Source organism: Sphingomonas bacterium (assembly GCF_903644055.1).
Lineage (GTDB): Bacteria > Pseudomonadota > Alphaproteobacteria > Sphingomonadales > Sphingomonadaceae > Sphingomonas_I.
On the sequence record NZ_CAHJXD010000151.1, the window covers coordinates 1 to 15,418 of the forward strand.

Consider the following 15,418-nt stretch of genomic DNA (forward strand, 5'->3'; position numbering starts at 1 on the left):
CCGCATCCGCCGCCGCGCGCACGAAGGCGGCGCGCTCGGCGGGCGGCGCGGCGAGGCGGCGGGCGAGCTCGTCGGGCTCGAGTGCGTTGAGCACGTCCAGCGTCAGCGGCTCGCGCATCGCCGTCAGTAAGCGAAGCTCAGCGTGCCGAACGCCGAGCGGCCGGGCGCGATCGTCGCATAATGCGAGGAATAGGCCTGGCTGAAATAGCGCTTGTTGGTCAGATTGTTGACGTTGACGCTGAGGTTGAGCTTGCTGGTGATCTTGACCCCGGCGCGCGCGTCCAGCCGCCAATAGCCCGGCACCGATCGCGCGATGACCGTGGTCGCGGGCGTGATCGTGACGACGCCGGCGGCGTTCTGTGTCGCGGTGCGGTTGTCCGAATAGCCGCCGAACACCCGGCTGGAATAAAAGGCCCCGCCGCCGAGGCTGAAGCGCTTGGCGAAGCTGTAGTTGGTCCAGATCGTGAAGTTGTGCTTGGCGGTCTGCGGGAATTGCCGGCCGGTGTTGACCGAATCGACATAGACCGTCTGCGCCGCGCGGGCGCCGACCGCCGCCGCCGTCAGCGCGCTCTGGCCGCCGTCGCGGATCTTGGCGTCGAGGTAGGAATAGCCGCCGAAGACCGTCCAATCCTTGGTGATGTTGCCGTTGAAGCCGATCTCGCCGCCCTGGCTGCGGCGCTTGCCGATGAAGGCGACGGTGTTGGCGTCGATCGTCACGCGCGCGTTGGTCGTTTCGGTGCGGAAGATATCGCCGGTCAGCGCCAGCCGGCCGTCGAACAGATCGATCTTCGCGCCCACCTCATAGGTCTTGCTCCGCTCGACCTTGAGCTGATCGAGCAAGGCCAGCGCCTGCGCGGTGTTGGTCGTGCCGAGCGCATTGGGTTCGGAGCCCTCGCCGAGCAGGCTGTTCGGCGGCGTCGCCGATGTCGCGAAGGTCGCATAGAGGCTGCTGTTCTTGGTCGGCTTGAACACCGCGCCCGCCTGATAGGTCCACACATTGTTGGTGCGCGACAGGCTGAAGCGGCCGGCCGTCGCCGAGGCGAGGCCGGGCTGCACCTTGGACCGGAAATTATCGTAGCGCGCGCCGAGATTCACGATCAGCCGCTCGTCGAGCATGCTGATCGAATCGAACAGATAGGCGGCCTTGGTGAAGCCCTCGTTGATCGTGTCGGCATAAGGCGCGCTCTTCACGATCGGCGTCGCCACGGTCGATGTGTCGCTGGTATAATTCACGAACGGATCGTTCGGGTTGGGGTTGAACAGGCTCGTGCAATAATAACGCGCGATCGTGTTGCTGTTGCAGCGCGGGCTGATCGTCGAACCCGTGGCGATGACATAGGTGCCGCGCCGGGCGCGCTCCTCGCTCCACTCGAGGCCGGTGGCGATGCTGTGGCGCAGCGGGCCGGTGCGCAGCTTGGCGGTGAGATCGAGCTGGTCCGAGAAGCTGTTAGTGATGCCCTGGCGCGTATTGGCGCGGCGCCAGACATAGCCGCCGTTGGTGAAGTTGGTGACGCCACCGACGGTGGCGTTGGTCGTGGTCGTGCCGACGACATTGCCGGTCGAATCGTCGGGCAGCAGAAAGCTGTAGCCCTGCCACGTATGATCGAAGCGCGCGGTATTGCGCAGCGTGATCCGCCTGCCGAAGTCGTGCTCGACGCGCAGCGTCGCCTGGTCCTGGTTGGAGCGGCGGAAGTCGCGGTCCTTGAGACCGTAGAAGGTATTGCGCGAAACGGTGCCGGTCTGCCCGCCGAGCGTGGTGACGTGGTGCACCGGCTCGTCGAGCACATAGCCCGCCGGCGCGTTGCACACCGTCGCCGAGCAGACATAGGTGTAGGGCAGGCCGCTGTCGGGCAGCTCGTTGGTGTGGAGATGGTAATAAGCGGCGGTGAGCCGGGTCGGCGTGCCGAGGCCGATCGTCGCGGACGGCGCCACGCCCCAGCGCTTCTGGAAGATGGCGTCGCGGCCGGCGACGTCCTGGTCGTGCCACATCGCGGCGATGCGGATGGCGGCGATCGGCGACAGCGCGACGTTCGCGTCGGCGGTGGCTCGCTTATAGTCGGCGGTGCCGTAGCTGCCGTCGGCGCGGTAGAAGCTGTCCGCCTGCGGCAGCTTGGAGACGATGTTGATCGTGCCGCCCGCCGATCCGCGCCCGCCGAGCGTCGAATCCGATCCGCGTACGACCTGCACCTGCTCGATGGCGAAAACCTCGCGGGTCTGCGCGCCGATCGAGCGGACGCCGTCGACATAGGTCGATCCCTGGCTGTCGAAGCCGCGGATGAAGGGGCGGTCGCCGATCGGATTGCCGCCCTCGGCCGCGCCGAAGGTGATGCCGGGAACGGTGCGGAGCGCGTCGACCAGCGTCGCCGATCCGGTGTCCTTGATGACCTGCTCGCCGATGACGACGATCGAGCGCGGCGTGTCGAGCAACGGCGCGGTGAGCTTGGGATTGACCGCCTCGGGCTTGTAGCTCGCGCTGTCGATCGCCGTGTCGGTGACGGTGACGCCCTGCAATTCCACGCCATTTTCGCGGGGCGGGGCGGCGGGCTGTGGCGGGGTCTGCGCCGTCGCGGGCGCCGAGGCGATGAAGCCGATGCAGGACAGCGCGAGCAGGCTGGAGCTGCCCGGCGCTGCGGTGATGCGATGTTCCACGATGACCCCTTCGTTTCCTTCTATAATGACGCTATTGATAGTCATTCTCATTATAGTCAAGCCCCGGCGCGCGGGCCGGTGGAGGCGCGGGCCAACTTCACTATCGTCATACGCGCGATGATCGTGAAGATCGGGCCTCAGCCCCTAATCGCCTTGTCGAACAGCCAGACCCGGATCGCGCTGGCGAGGTTGGCAGGCTGGTCGTCGGTGATTCGCGCGGCATCGATCCGCGCGACCAGCGCGCTCAGCGGCAGGCTCTCCGCCTCCGCCGCGCGTCGCAGTGCGTCCCAGAAGATCGGCTCGAGGCTGATCGATGTGGCATGCCCGGCGATCATCACCGATCGCTTGATCGGCCCGCTGCTCCGCCGCGCCATGCCGCGCCTCAATACATGTGCTGGCCGCCGTTGATCGAAAGCGTCGATCCGGTGACGAACCCCGCGTCGTCGGAACAGAGGAACGCCACGCCGCGCGCGATCTCGTGCGCCTGGCCCAGCCGTCCCACGGGCACGCGCGAGACGATCTTGTCCAGCACGTCCCTGGGCACCGCCGCCACCATGTCGGTATCGATATAGCCGGGCGCGATCGCGTTGACCGTCACCCCGAACTTCGCGCCCTCCTGCGCCAGCGCCTTGGTGAAGCCGTGGATACCGGATTTCGCGGCGGCGTAATTGACCTGGCCATATTGCCCGGCCTGCCCGTTGATCGATCCGATGTTGACGATCCGGCCCCACTTGCGCTCGCGCATCCCCGCGAAGGTCGCCTTGGCCATGTTGAAGCAGCCGCCGAGGTTGGTGTCGATCACCTGCTTCCAATCCTCGTAGCTCATCTTCAGCATCACCGCGTCGCGCGTGATGCCGGCGTTGTTGACGACGATGTCGATCGGCCCCAGCGCCTGCTCGACTTCGGCGACGCCATTCTGCACCGCTTCGGGATCGGCGACGTCCCATCGGAACGCGGTGATGCCGGTGCGATCGGTGAAGGCGCGGGCGCGTTCGTCGTTGCCGGCGTAATTGGCGGCGACGGTGATGCCCTGCTCGCCGAGCGCAATGCTGATCGCCTCGCCGATGCCCCGCGTGCCGCCGGTGACGATTGCTACTCGGGTCATAGGCTCTCCTGATCGCGGGTTCATCCGACGCCGCGTCGGACAAGCCTAAGGGGGCGTCATCCAGCCCGCAAGCTCGCGGCGAAGCAGATTTTCCAGCATCGCCACGCCACCGGGCTCGGCGTTCAGGCAGGGGAGATAGGCGAAGCGTTCTCCCCCTGCCGCCAGGAAAGTCTCCTTCCCGCGAATGGCGAGTTCCTCCAGCGTTTCCAGGCAATCCACCGAAAAGCCCGGCGCCACGATCGCAAGCCGCCGCGTGCCGTTCCGGGCGAGTTCGGCGAGCATGCGGTCGGTCGCGGGCTCCAGCCACTTGGCGCGGCCGAAGCGCGACTGGAAGGTGATCGTCACCTCGCGTCCAAGCGCGGTCCCCAGCAGCCGCGCGGTCTTCTGGCAATGGCAATGATAAGGATCGCCCAGCGCCAGCGTCCGCTGCGGCATGCCGTGAAAGCTGACGAGCAGCCGTTCGGGGTCGAAATCCAGCGCGGCCAGCCCGACCGCGATGCTTTCCGCCAGCGCCGCGATATAGGCCGGCGCATCGTAATAAGGCGGCAGCGTCCGGATCGCGGGTTGCCAGCGCATGCCGGCCAGCGTCGCGAAGGCGGCATCGTTGGCGGTCGCGGTCGTCGCTGCGCAATATTGCGGGTAGAGCGGCGCCAGCAGGATGCGCTCGCAGCCCTGTGCCTTCATCGCCCGCAGCCGATCGCCGATCGCCGGATTGCCGTACCGCATCGCATGATCGACGATCACGCCATCCTCGCGGAACCGTTCGGACAGAGCGATCGCTTGCAGCCGGGTGATCGCGGCGAGCGGCGATCCGTCGTCGCGCCACACCTGCGCATAGGCATGCGCGGATTTGCGCGGGCGGGTGCGCAGGATGATGCCGCGCAGGATCGGCTGCCACAGCAAAGGCGGGATTTCGACGACGCGCCGGTCGGAAAGGAATTCGGCGAGATAGCGGCGCACCGCCTTGGGATCGGCATCGTCGGGCGTGCCGAGGTTGATCAGCAGCACGCCGATCTTCGGCGCGGGGATCGGCGGGTGATCGGGGGGCGTCATGACATCCTCAGCGGCAGGCTGCGCAATCGCTTGCCCGATGCGGACGCGATGGCGTTGGCGATGGCGGGCGCCACGGCGGGCACGCCCAGTTCGGCGACGCCGCCCGGCGCCTCTCCGCTCGGCACCAGCTCGACGCCGATCTCGGGGCTGTCGGCGAGCAGAGGCAGCGCCAGCTCGCGCAACGTCCGCTGATCGACGATACCGCGCGTATAGCCCACCGCGTCGCCGAGCGCCGCCGCCAGCCCCCAGATCAACCCGCCCTCGATCTGCTGACGGACGATATCCGGGTTGATGATCCGTCCGCAATCCACCGCCGCGACCAGCTTGGTCACCTTGGGGGCGCCCGCCTCGATCGAAACTTCGGCCAGCACCGCGATATGGCTTCCGAACGCCGAATGCACCGCGATGCCTTGCCCCGCGCCGCTCTCCCCGCTCCACCCGCCGATCCCGGTGGCGCGCGTCAGGCATCGCGCGAGGCGCGGCGCCGACCCGAGCTGGCTCATGCGGAAGGAAAGCGGATCGCTTCCTGCCTTGGCGGCAAGCTCGTCGACGAAGCTCTCGGTGAAGAAGCAGGTGTAGCTGTGCGCCACCGACCGCCACATGCCGGTCTCGATGCCGATGTCGGCCGGCGCATGCGCGATCGCGACGGCCGGTATGGCATAAGGCGGCAGCGCGCCTTCGATCGCAGCACTCTCCGCGCCGCCGCCACCGTGCCCCGTCAGCCGCCGCGCGAGCGCGCCCATCGTCGCGGGCGCGGCGATCGTCGCCGACCAGCCGGCGATCCGTTGGCCTTCCAGCCGCGCCGAAAGCCGCGCCTTGGCGGGAGGGCGATGGCGCGCCCGCTGCATCTCCTCGGCGCGGCTCCACATCAGGCTCACCGGCCGCTTGGCGCGGATCGAGAGCATCGCCGCTTCGATCGCCGCGTCATTCTCGATCTTGCGCCCGAATCCGCCGCCGATCTGCATGGGATAGACGGTCACGCGCCCGATCGCATATCCGGTCGCCTTCGCGACCGCATCGCGGGTCAGGCCCGGCGCCTGCGTCGGCACCCATAGCTCCAGCCGGTCTCCGTTCGCGCGCGCCGTGGCGACGAGCGGCTCGATCGCGGCATGCGCCGCCAGCGGCACGGCATAATCGGCGGTAAGCGAGGCTCCCGGTTTCAGCGCCGCATCCGCATCCCCCTGCACGACGAGCCTTTTGCCCCCGCCCGCCAGCGCGCCATCGAGCGCCCTGGTTATCGAGGCGGTATCGGGCAAGGCGCCGGAGGTGGCGAAGCGGGGCGCGATCGCGTCGAGCGCGCGATCCGCCGCCCACCAATTGTTCGCGATCACAGCGATCCACGCCGGATCCTCGATCACCGCGAGCACGCCGGGCACTTTTTCCGCCGCCGCCTTGTTCGCGCCCGCCACCCGCGTCTCGCCCAGCGGGCCATGCCGGATCGAGGCGAACGCCATGCCCGGCAGGCGCACATCGCCGGCAAAGCGCGTGCCGCCGTCGACCTTCGCGGGTAGATCGAGGCGCGGCATCGGCCTTCCCGAAAGGCCGCCTTCGCCGGGTTTGCGCAGCGGGGCGGGGGAGGGCGCGGCGAAGCCCGCCGCCTCGGCCGCGAGATCGCCGAACCGGAAGCGATCGTTGCCGCGCACCACGAAGCCCTGCTCGGTATCGCAGGCCCGCCAATCGGCGCCGATCCTTTTGCCCGCCGCCATGCACAGCAACGCCCGCGCGGTGGCACCGGCTTCGCGAAAGCGCTGTTCGAAGCCGCGAATCGAGGTCGAACCGGCGGTGATCATCATCGCCTCGCGCGTGGCAAATTCGTGCGCGGCCCAGCGTCCGATCCCCTGAAGGATGACGGGCAGCGCCCCCGCGACCGCCTCGTCGGCGAGCAGCGTGTTGGCGTAGAGCGGGCCGATCGGCGCGGGCTCCACCGCGATCTGCCGCCAATCGGCGCCAAGCTCGTCGCCGAGCGCCTGCGGCAGCGCGGTCCACACGCCCTGGCCCATCTCGATCTGCGGCACGATCACGGTAATGCGTCCGTCCTCGCCGATCTTGAGGAAGGCATCGATGATCGTCTCGCCCGGGGCGGCCGTGAGATTGGGCGCGTAACTGCGCGGCCAGAGCGCCCAGGCGACGAGCAGGCCCACGCCCGCGCCGCCACCGATCAACAGCGATCTGCGCGTGGGGCGACGATGGGCATCGGCGGACATCGCGCCGCTGATAGGCCGGCACGTTCGAGCCGTCCACGCATGAAGGTCTTTGCGATTGCCTCGCAATAACATTTCATCTAGGCCAAATACGAAAGGGCTTCATCATGTTCGATGCGCAGACCGCCGAAGCTTTCGTAGACGACATGATCGGTTTCGCGGAACCGCGTCGCCCTGCGCAGCGGCAGGCGGCACCCGAAATCCCGGGCTATGTGCCGTCGCACTATGCGCCGCGCAGCCACCGCGGTCTGATCCTTATTGTCATCGCCGCGCACCTCGCCGCTATTTTCGCGCTGGTACAGTTCGATGTTGTCCGCATCACGCCCAAGCGCCCGCCGCTGGTGGTAAGGCTCGTACCGCTCGATACGCCGCCGCCGCCCAAGATTGCGCCTCCCCCGCAAAAGGAGGTGGTCAAGCTTCAAACGCCGATCATCGCGCCGCCCGCGATCGTGCCGCCGCCCGTGACGCTGGCGCCGCCCGTTCTGTCCGCGCCGGTGGCGGTAAAGGCCGCTCCGGTCGCGACCACGTCCGCGCCCGCCGCGCCGGTCGTCGCCCAGGCCGCGCCGATCATGCCCCCCGATGCCTCGGCCGCGAATCTCGGCAATGTCGCGCCGCGCTACCCGGTCGAATCGCGGCGTTCGCACGAGGAAGGCACGGTGCGTCTGCGCGTGCTGATCTCGCCGGAGGGCCGGGTGGAAGAAGTCGCGGTCGCCAAGTCGAGCGGTTTCGATCGTCTCGACGATGCCGCGCTGGACGCGGTGCGCAAATGGCGGTTCCGTCCCGGCACGCAGGCCGGCACGCCTGTCGAGGCCGTCGGCTTTCTCTCGATCCCGTTCAAGCTCACCCGTTAAGCGCCGCGCATGATCGTCGCGATCCCGGGCGTCCTCGATGCCGCGACGGTGGCGGTATTCCGCGCCGAGCTCGATGCCGCCGACTGGATCGACGGCAACGCCACCTCGGGCCACCAATCGGCGCTCGCCAAGCGCAATCGTCAGCTTCCCGAAGGTTCGCCGGTGGCGCAGCGGCTCGGCGGGCTCATTCTCGACGCGCTTGGCCGTAACCCGCAATTCATCGCCACCGCGCTGCCACTGCGCGTCTATCCGCCCCTGTTCAATCGCTACCGGAATGGCGACGGCTTCGACGATCATATCGATAGCGCCGTGAGAATCCGGCAGGGAAGCGATTTCCGGATCCGCTCCGATCTTTCGGCCACGCTTTTCCTGAGCGATCCCGGCGACTATGATGGTGGGGAATTGACCGTCGAGGATGTGCTCGGCAGCCAATCGATCCGCCTGCCCGCCGGCGATTTGCTGCTCTATCCCGCATCGAGCCTGCATCGGGTATCGCCGGTGACGCGCGGGGCGCGCCTCGCAAGCTTCTTCTGGGTCCAGTCGATGGTTCGCGATGCCGAAGCCCGGCGGACGCTTTACGATCTCGATCGCTCGATCCAGGCGTTGGCGATCGATACCCGGCCCGATCATCCGGCGATCGTCCGGTTGACCGGCGTCTATCACAATCTGCTGCGCCGCTGGGCGGAGATGTAGCGGGTAGCGAATCCCCGCGCTTTGCGCCAAGGCGCGCCCCTATGACCGACATCCCAGTCCGCCGCGCTCTCCTCTCCGTTTCCGACAAGCAGGGATTGGTCGAACTCGGGCGCGCGCTTGCCGGCCATGGCGTCGAACTGGTTTCGACCGGCGGCACGGCCAAGGCGCTCCGCGACGCCGGGCTCGCGGTGCGCGACGTCTCCGATCTCACCGGCTTTCCCGAGATGATGGACGGGCGGGTGAAGACGCTCCACCCGATGATTCACGGCGGCCTGCTCGCGGTGCGCGATGCGCCCGAGCATGCGCGGGCGATGGCCGATCACGGTATCGGCGCGATCGATCTCGTCGTGGTCAATCTCTACCCGTTCGCGGCGACCGTCGCCAAGGGCGCCGAGCGCGACGAGGTGATCGAGAATATCGATATCGGCGGGCCGTCGATGGTGCGGTCGGCGGCGAAGAACCATCATTATGTCGCGATCGTCACCGATCCGACCGATTATCCCGCGCTGATTGCGGAATTAAACGACACCGGGGGCGCGACCCGGCTGGAAACGCGCCGCGGCCTCGCCGCCAAGGCATTCGCCGCCACCGCGGAATATGACGCGACGATCGCCTCCTGGTTCGCCTTCGCCGATCAGGGCCAGCGCTTTCCACAGCGCCTGTCCGTGCCGCTGCGGCGCGCGGAGGAATTGCGCTACGGGGAAAATCCGCATCAGTCGGCCGCGCTCTATTTGCCCGCCGGTCCCTCCACACCGGGCATCGCGCAGGCGCGGCAGGTCCAGGGCAAGGCGCTCAGCTATAACAATTACAACGATGCCGATGCCGCGCTCGAACTGATCGCCGAGTTTCGCGACGCGCCGCCGACGGTGGTGATCGTCAAGCATGCCAACCCGTGCGGCGTCGCCTCCGCCGATACGGTGATCGAGGCATATCGCGCGGCGCTCGCGTGCGACAGCGTATCGGCGTTCGGCGGGATCATCGCGGTGAACCGGCCGCTGGACGGGCCGACCGCGGAGGCGATCACGGCGCTTTTCACCGAAGTGGTCGTCGCGCCCGATGCCGATGAGGGCGCAAGGGCCGCCTTTGCGCGCAAGAAGAACCTGCGGCTGCTGCTGTGCGGATCGCTTCCCGACGCTGCCCGAGCCGGGCTCGCGATGAAGTCGATCGCCGGGGGGATGCTCCTGCAATCCCGCGACAATGGCGCGATCGTGCGCGCCGACCTCAAGTGCGTCACGCAGCGCGCGCCGACCGACCGGGAACTGGCCGATTGTCTCTTTGCCTGGACGGTAGCCAAGCACGTCAAGTCTAACGCGATCGTCTATGCCAGGGACGGTGCCACCGCGGGGATCGGCGCGGGCCAGATGAACCGCCTCGAAAGCGCGCGGATCGCCGCCTGGAAAGCGCGTGATGCCGCCGCCAAGGCCGGCTGGGCCGCGCCGAAGACGATCGGTTCGGCGGTAGCCTCCGACGCCTTCTTCCCGTTCGCCGACGGCCTGCTCGCGGCGGTGGAAGCGGGTGCTACGGCGGTGATCCAGCCCGGCGGGTCGATCCGCGACGAGGAGGTGATCGCCGCCGCCGACGAGGCGGGGCTGGCGATGCTGTTCACCGGAATGCGCCATTTCAGGCATTGAAGATGGGCTGTCGGCGCCCCGACTCAGCTAAGCGCGTCGCGCACCGCTGCATGCGAAAGCGCGGCGAGCGCCTTGCGATCGAGCGTGCGCGAGTCGAGCGGCGGCAGGAAGCGCAGCGTCACCGGAACGGTGCCGCGCCGATTGAGCAGCCGCTTCGCCTCGGGCCCGAAACTCTGTCCGCTCGGCCAGGCGAGGCGCGCGCGATCGGGGCCATAGTCGATCGCCACGGGCTGCACCGCCGCGCCCGCCTCGATTGCCGATATGAAGAGCGCGGGGCGGAATGCGCCCAGCGTCCGCCCGTCGCCCGTGCCGCCCTCGGCAAACAGCACCAGGGGCAAGGAATCGCCGAGCGCCTCTGTGACCGCATCGGCCTGCGCGCGCGCGCCGCTGCGCCGGTCGCGTGCCACGAACACCGTCCTCCCGATCCGAGCCAGCCGGCCGATCACCGGCCAGCGCCCGATCTCCGCCTTGGCGACGAACCGGCACGGCATCGCGCCGCCCAACGCCAATATATCGAGCCACGAAACATGGTTGGCGACGATCAGCACGCCGCCCTCAGCGCGCCACCCGTCGGTGCGGGTGCGCAGCCCGAGCAGCCAACCGGCCATGCGCAGAAAGCGGCTGTTCCACCTTTGCTCGCCGCCGGTCAGCCGGGCGATCGCCCAGAGCGGCAGACAGACCGCCAGGAGCAGGGCGGCGGCGATCAGCCGGCCATAGCCACGCAGGGTCAAGGCCGTCAGTGCTCGCGGTCTCGCGGCACGCCGTAAAGCTCCATGCGATGGTCGACGAGGCGGAAGCCCAGGCGTTCGGCGATCTTCTTCTGCAACGCCTCGATCTCCGGATCGACGAACTCGATCACATGGCCCGTCTCGATATTGATCAGGTGATCGTGATGGCCCTCGGCCGCTGCCTCGTAGCGCGCGCGCCCGTCGCCGAAGTCGTGGCGCTCCAGGATGCCCGCATCCTCGAACAGCCGCACCGTGCGGTAAACCGTCGCGATCGATATGCCGCTGTCGATCGCTGACGCGCGTTCGTGCAGCGCCTCGACATCGGGATGATCCTCGGCTTCGGAAAGCACGCGCGCGATCACGCGGCGCTGCTCGGTGATCCGCAGGCCTTTTTCGGCGCACAGGGCTTCGATATCGATCTTGCGGTTCATCGTTCAGCTCGCCCTTGGGTGTTGCCGGTGTAGGGGCTCCGCTCGTTCGAAGGAAGCGCCAGATGCGCCGGCCGGCCTCCGGATACGGTATCGGGCAATGCGCAGCGCATCGTCAGCGCATCATGGAGGCGGCCGGCCTGTCCGCGATAATAAGCCTTGCGCCGGCCGACGATCGCGAAACCGGCCTTCTCGTAAAGTGCTACCGCCGGATTGCCGTCGCGCATCTCCAGCATCAGCTTGAGCGCGCCGCGCTGCGCGGCATCGCGCGCGCATCGTTCCACCAGCGCGCGCCCGATGCCACGGCCCCTCGCCGGAGGATCGACCGCGAGAAGAAGCAGCTCCGCCTCGTCGAACGTACGGCGGGCGAGCGTGAAGCCGCAGATGCCGGCATCCTCGCGTCTGGCGAGCGTCAGCCACACATCGGGCAGCGAGAGGATGCCGAGGCATTGCCCCCGCGTCCACGCCTCGCCAAAGCCGGGATCGAACGCCGCGTCCATCACCGGCATCACGCCATCGATATCGGCGGCACTACCCGCCACGATCGCGGCCCCGCCGCTCATCCGGGCAGCCGCGCATCCGGTGCACGGCCGTAGAGCGGGCGTGGCGGCAGATCCTGATCCTCGGGGGCAAGCAGCAGCGCGGCCGACGCATCCGGCAGCAGCGCGCGCGCCTCGCCCCAGCCGCGCGCGGCGACCAGCAAGGCGGCGCCCTCGCCGAAGATGTCGGCCTCGGTCACCACGCGGGCCGCATCGGCGGGCACGAGCGATTGCAGCGGCCCGATGGCCGTCGCGGGATCCAAAAAGCGCTGCACGAAAAGCTCGCCATGACCTCCCGGAATTGCCACGGCGCGCGGCGCTTTGCCAGCCGCCATCCGGGCCAGCAGTACCAGCGAACTATAGCCGCGCACCGGCACGCCCCACGCCATCCCCAGCGCGCGGGCCGCAGCCAGCCCGACGCGCACGCCGGTGAAGCTGCCCGGCCCAATGTCGACCAAGATGGATTGCGGCGGGCCGAGCCTCGCGATGACCTCGCCGATCATCGGAACCAGCCGTTCGGCGTGACCCCGCCCGACCAGCTCATGCCTGGCGACGAGCAGGCACCCCCCGGCGATCAGCGCGACCGAGCAGGCCGCCGTCGCCGTATCGATGACGAGCGTGGCAGGACGCGCCGCCTCGCTCAACGAATGCTGGTCGCCTCGTCGAATTCCAGGCGCGGCAGCCGATCGAAGATCGTCGCGGGATCGCCGTGCCCCATCGTGGTGATGAAGTTGGTCTTGATCGGCGTGCCGGCGAAGAAAGCCGCGTCGATCGCCGCGCGATCGATGCCCGACATCGGCCCGGTATCCAGCCCCACCATGCGTGCGGCGAGGATGAAGTAGGCGCCTTGCAGGGTCGAATTGCGGAAGGCGGATTCCTCGATCAAGGCTTCGTTGCCCACGAACCAGGATCGCGCATCGGTGTGTGGGAAGAGCTTGGGTAGCTTCTCGTAAAACTCCATGTCCATGCCGATGATCGCGGTCACGGGCGCCTTAAGCACCTTCGATGCATTCTGTTCGGAAACGCAGCCGGCGAGCTTGGCCTTCGCCTCGTCGCTCACGCACCAGATGATGCGCGCCGGTTCCTGATTGGCCGATGTCGGCCCCCATTTCATCAGGTCGTAAAGCTGGCGGAGTTCCGCCTCGCTGACCGGCTCATCGGTGAAGCCGTTATAGGTTCGCGCCTTGCGGAACAGGCGATCCAGCGTTTCGTCATCCATCACTGTCAGTCTTCCCCTTCGGCAAGTCGGCGCCCGATCAGGCGGCGCGGACCTCGGTCACTTCGGGCACATAATGCTTCAGCAATTGCTCGATACCCTGCTTCAACGTCGCGGTGGAAGAGGGGCAGCCGGAGCAGGCTCCGTGCATGCCGAGATATACGGTGCCCTTGTCGAAGCCGCGATAGACGATGTCGCCGCCGTCGCGCGCCACGGCAGGGCGGACGCGCGTCTCGATGAGATCGCGGATCTGCGCGACGATGTCGGCATCCTCCGGATCGTCGGCGAAAGTCTCGTCCTCGATCGTGATCGCGCCGGCGCTGCCGGGCGTGAACAGGGGCGCATGCGCGCTGAAATGATCGTGGAGGACAGCCAGCACGTCCGGCTTGGCCTGCCGCCAGTCCCCGCTCTCGGCCAGCGTCACCGAGACGAAATCGCGCCCGAAGAAGACGCCGCCGACATCGCCCAGCGAGAATAACGCCGCCGCCAGCGGCGAGGCTTCGGCCTCTTCGGGAGTGGCGAAATCGCGTGTGCCTGCGTCCATCACGCCGGTTCCGGGCAGGAACTTCATCGTGGCGGGGTTGGGCGTGGCTTCGGTCTCGATCAGCATGCGCGGCATGTGGGCCGATCGCGTGCGCCAATCAAGGTGCCCGGGGTTCGAACGCCGCATTGCGGCGTCGTTTCGCGCATGACTTGATTATTCGGCGCCGATCGACGATATGTACGGCAGGCGCGATGCTTTGGCATTCGACCGGACAGCGTGAACTCTGGCGGCTTGAAGCTGCGGGCGTGTCCGGAATTGGCGTCTTTAGCCCCAGGCTTCCCTTTTCACGCGGGTCGTCTTTACGAACCCGCTTGCCCCGGCACGCGCCTTGCGTTGCCGTGCGAGCATCCGAAAGCATATCATGACCAAATTCAACGAACTCGGCCTCGCCGAGCCCATCCTGCAAGCGCTCGCCGCCAAGGGATATACCGTGCCGACGCCGATTCAGGCGCAGGCGATCCCCATCGTGCTGCAAGGCCGCGACCTGTGCGGTATCGCGCAGACGGGCACCGGCAAGACCGCCGCCTTCGCGCTGCCCTCGCTCCACCGCCTCGCCGCCGATCCCAAGCCGCGCAAGCCCAAGGGCTGCCGGATGCTGGTACTGGCGCCGACGCGCGAGCTTGCCAGCCAGATCGCCGAAAGCTTCACCGCCTACGGCAAGAGCCTGCGCCTCTCGGTGCTGACGATCTTCGGCGGCGTGCCGATTCCCCGGCAGATCCGCGCGATGCAGGCGGGCGTCGACATCGTCGTCGCCACGCCCGGCCGGCTGCTCGACCTGATCGACCAGCATGCGTTGACGCTGCGCGACGTCGAGATCCTCGTCCTCGACGAGGCCGATCAGATGCTCGACCTCGGCTTCATCCACGCGTTGAAGCGCATCCAGCGGCTCGTGCCGGCCAAACGCCAGACTTTGTTCTTCTCGGCGACGATGCCCAAGACGATCGCCGATCTCGGCGAGGCGTTCCTTACCGATGCCGCCAAGGTTTCGGTCGCGCCGCCCTCGACGACCGCCGAGCGTGTCGATCAGCGCGCGGTGTTCGTCAATCAGGGCGAAAAGCAGGCTCTGCTGACGATGCTGCTCCGTTCCGAGCCGGTCGAGCGCGCTTTGGTGTTCACGCGCACCAAGCATGGCGCCGATCGCGTCGTGAAGAATCTCGTCGCCGCCGGCATCGGCGCCAACGCGATCCACGGCAATAAGAGCCAGCCGCAGCGCGAACGCGCGCTTGCCGAGTTCCGCTCGGGCCAGTCACCGATCCTGGTCGCGACCGATATCGCCGCGCGCGGCATCGACGTCGGCGGCGTTAGCCACGTCTTCAATTTCGAGCTGCCCAACGTGCCCGAGCAATATGTCCACCGCATCGGCCGCACCGCGCGCGCCGGACGCGAGGGGATCGCGGTTTCGTTCGTCGCCGATGACGAGCGCGCCTATCTCAAGCAGATCGAGAAATTGACGCGCGTCCGTCCGTCGATCCAGCCGCTGCCCGAGAATTTCCTCGCCGAGATGGCGAAGATGCCCAAGCCGGCGCCCGATGCGCGCGGCGATCGTCCCCAGGGTCAGCGGCGTCCCGATCAGCGCCGCCACGATGGCGAGCGGCCCGCCGGCGGCGCGCCCAAGCGCTTCTTCGGCGCGCGCAAAGGCGGCGTCGGCGCGCACAAGAGCGCGGTTCGACGGACCGGCGCACGGTAAAGGCGATGAGGGCGTCCCCGCGACGCCCTCGAGCCCTGCCCCAGGTGCAAATATTGGGCTGGCGACGAACCAGATCGGAAGAGCGTCGTGTAG

Annotated in this window: 15 protein-coding genes; 4 read left to right on the forward strand and 11 right to left on the reverse strand. The window is 68.0% G+C overall.

Features of this window, described 5'->3' with window-relative positions; all coding sequences use genetic code 11:
- Positions 1-123: 123 nt before the first annotated feature.
- The 5 genes from HUU94_RS06640 to HUU94_RS06660 form a co-directional block, all read right to left on the reverse strand.
- Complete coding sequence (locus HUU94_RS06640; RefSeq protein ID WP_254602007.1) at positions 124-2,649, reverse strand: TonB-dependent receptor; 2,526 nt, start codon at positions 2,647-2,649, stop codon at positions 124-126.
- A 137-nt stretch (positions 2,650-2,786) separates the two neighbouring features.
- A complete protein-coding gene (locus tag HUU94_RS06645; protein ID WP_174274316.1) occupies positions 2,787-3,023 on the reverse strand; it encodes a ribbon-helix-helix domain-containing protein in 237 nt (78 codons plus the stop codon).
- An 8-nt stretch (positions 3,024-3,031) separates the two neighbouring features.
- Positions 3,032-3,754: an acetoacetyl-CoA reductase gene (gene phbB / locus HUU94_RS06650; RefSeq protein WP_174274317.1), complete on the reverse strand. Its 723-nt coding sequence runs from the start codon at positions 3,752-3,754 to the stop codon at positions 3,032-3,034.
- A 45-nt stretch (positions 3,755-3,799) separates the two neighbouring features.
- A complete protein-coding gene (gene hemH, locus HUU94_RS06655; protein WP_174274318.1) occupies positions 3,800-4,807 on the reverse strand; it encodes a ferrochelatase in 1,008 nt (335 codons plus the stop codon).
- On the reverse strand, positions 4,804-7,011 hold the full coding sequence (locus HUU94_RS06660) for a xanthine dehydrogenase family protein molybdopterin-binding subunit (protein WP_174274319.1): 2,208 nt from the start codon (positions 7,009-7,011) through the stop codon (positions 4,804-4,806). The genes hemH and HUU94_RS06660 overlap by 4 nt, the downstream gene beginning before the upstream one ends.
- A 104-nt stretch (positions 7,012-7,115) precedes the next feature.
- Between HUU94_RS06660 and HUU94_RS06665 the strand changes: the two genes are divergently transcribed.
- The 3 genes from HUU94_RS06665 to purH are packed head-to-tail and all read left to right on the forward strand — an operon-like array spanning position 7,116 to position 10,183.
- Positions 7,116-7,859 (forward strand): energy transducer TonB, encoded by a 744-nt coding sequence (locus tag HUU94_RS06665; protein WP_174274320.1) that lies wholly within the window; start codon positions 7,116-7,118, stop codon positions 7,857-7,859.
- Between the two features lie 9 nt (positions 7,860-7,868).
- Positions 7,869-8,552, forward strand: coding sequence for a Fe2+-dependent dioxygenase (locus HUU94_RS06670; protein WP_174274321.1), 684 nt, complete (start codon positions 7,869-7,871; stop codon positions 8,550-8,552).
- A 41-nt stretch (positions 8,553-8,593) separates the two neighbouring features.
- Positions 8,594-10,183, forward strand: coding sequence for a bifunctional phosphoribosylaminoimidazolecarboxamide formyltransferase/IMP cyclohydrolase (gene purH, locus HUU94_RS06675; RefSeq protein WP_174274322.1), 1,590 nt, complete (start codon positions 8,594-8,596; stop codon positions 10,181-10,183).
- 23 nt (positions 10,184-10,206) lie between these two features.
- Here purH and HUU94_RS06680 read toward each other — a convergent pair whose 3' ends face one another.
- Genes HUU94_RS06680 through HUU94_RS06705 form a run of 6 tightly spaced genes read right to left on the reverse strand, consistent with a single transcriptional unit; the run spans position 10,207 to position 13,704 of the window.
- Positions 10,207-10,914, reverse strand: coding sequence for a lysophospholipid acyltransferase family protein (locus tag HUU94_RS06680; RefSeq protein ID WP_174274323.1), 708 nt, complete (start codon positions 10,912-10,914; stop codon positions 10,207-10,209).
- A 5-nt stretch (positions 10,915-10,919) separates the two neighbouring features.
- Positions 10,920-11,342, reverse strand: coding sequence for a Fur family transcriptional regulator (locus tag HUU94_RS06685; RefSeq protein WP_174274324.1), 423 nt, complete (start codon positions 11,340-11,342; stop codon positions 10,920-10,922).
- Positions 11,339-11,902: a GNAT family N-acetyltransferase gene (locus HUU94_RS06690; protein ID WP_174274325.1), complete on the reverse strand. Its 564-nt coding sequence runs from the start codon at positions 11,900-11,902 to the stop codon at positions 11,339-11,341. Before HUU94_RS06690 ends, HUU94_RS06685 begins: the two co-directional genes overlap by 4 nt.
- Positions 11,899-12,522 carry a tRNA (adenosine(37)-N6)-threonylcarbamoyltransferase complex dimerization subunit type 1 TsaB gene (tsaB, locus tag HUU94_RS06695; RefSeq protein WP_174274326.1) on the reverse strand — a complete coding sequence of 208 codons (624 nt, stop codon included), beginning with the start codon at positions 12,520-12,522 and terminating at the stop codon, positions 11,899-11,901. The genes HUU94_RS06690 and tsaB overlap by 4 nt, the downstream gene beginning before the upstream one ends.
- Positions 12,519-13,097 carry a malonic semialdehyde reductase gene (locus tag HUU94_RS06700; protein ID WP_174274327.1) on the reverse strand — a complete coding sequence of 193 codons (579 nt, stop codon included), beginning with the start codon at positions 13,095-13,097 and terminating at the stop codon, positions 12,519-12,521. The genes tsaB and HUU94_RS06700 overlap by 4 nt, the downstream gene beginning before the upstream one ends.
- 37 nt (positions 13,098-13,134) lie before the next feature.
- Complete coding sequence (locus HUU94_RS06705) at positions 13,135-13,704, reverse strand: NifU family protein (protein WP_174274329.1); 570 nt, start codon at positions 13,702-13,704, stop codon at positions 13,135-13,137.
- Between the two features lie 295 nt (positions 13,705-13,999).
- Between HUU94_RS06705 and HUU94_RS06710 the strand changes: the two genes are divergently transcribed.
- Entirely contained in the window at positions 14,000-15,325 is a 1,326-nt protein-coding gene (locus tag HUU94_RS06710) for a DEAD/DEAH box helicase (RefSeq protein WP_174274328.1), read from the forward strand.
- Positions 15,326-15,418 lie beyond the last annotated feature (93 nt).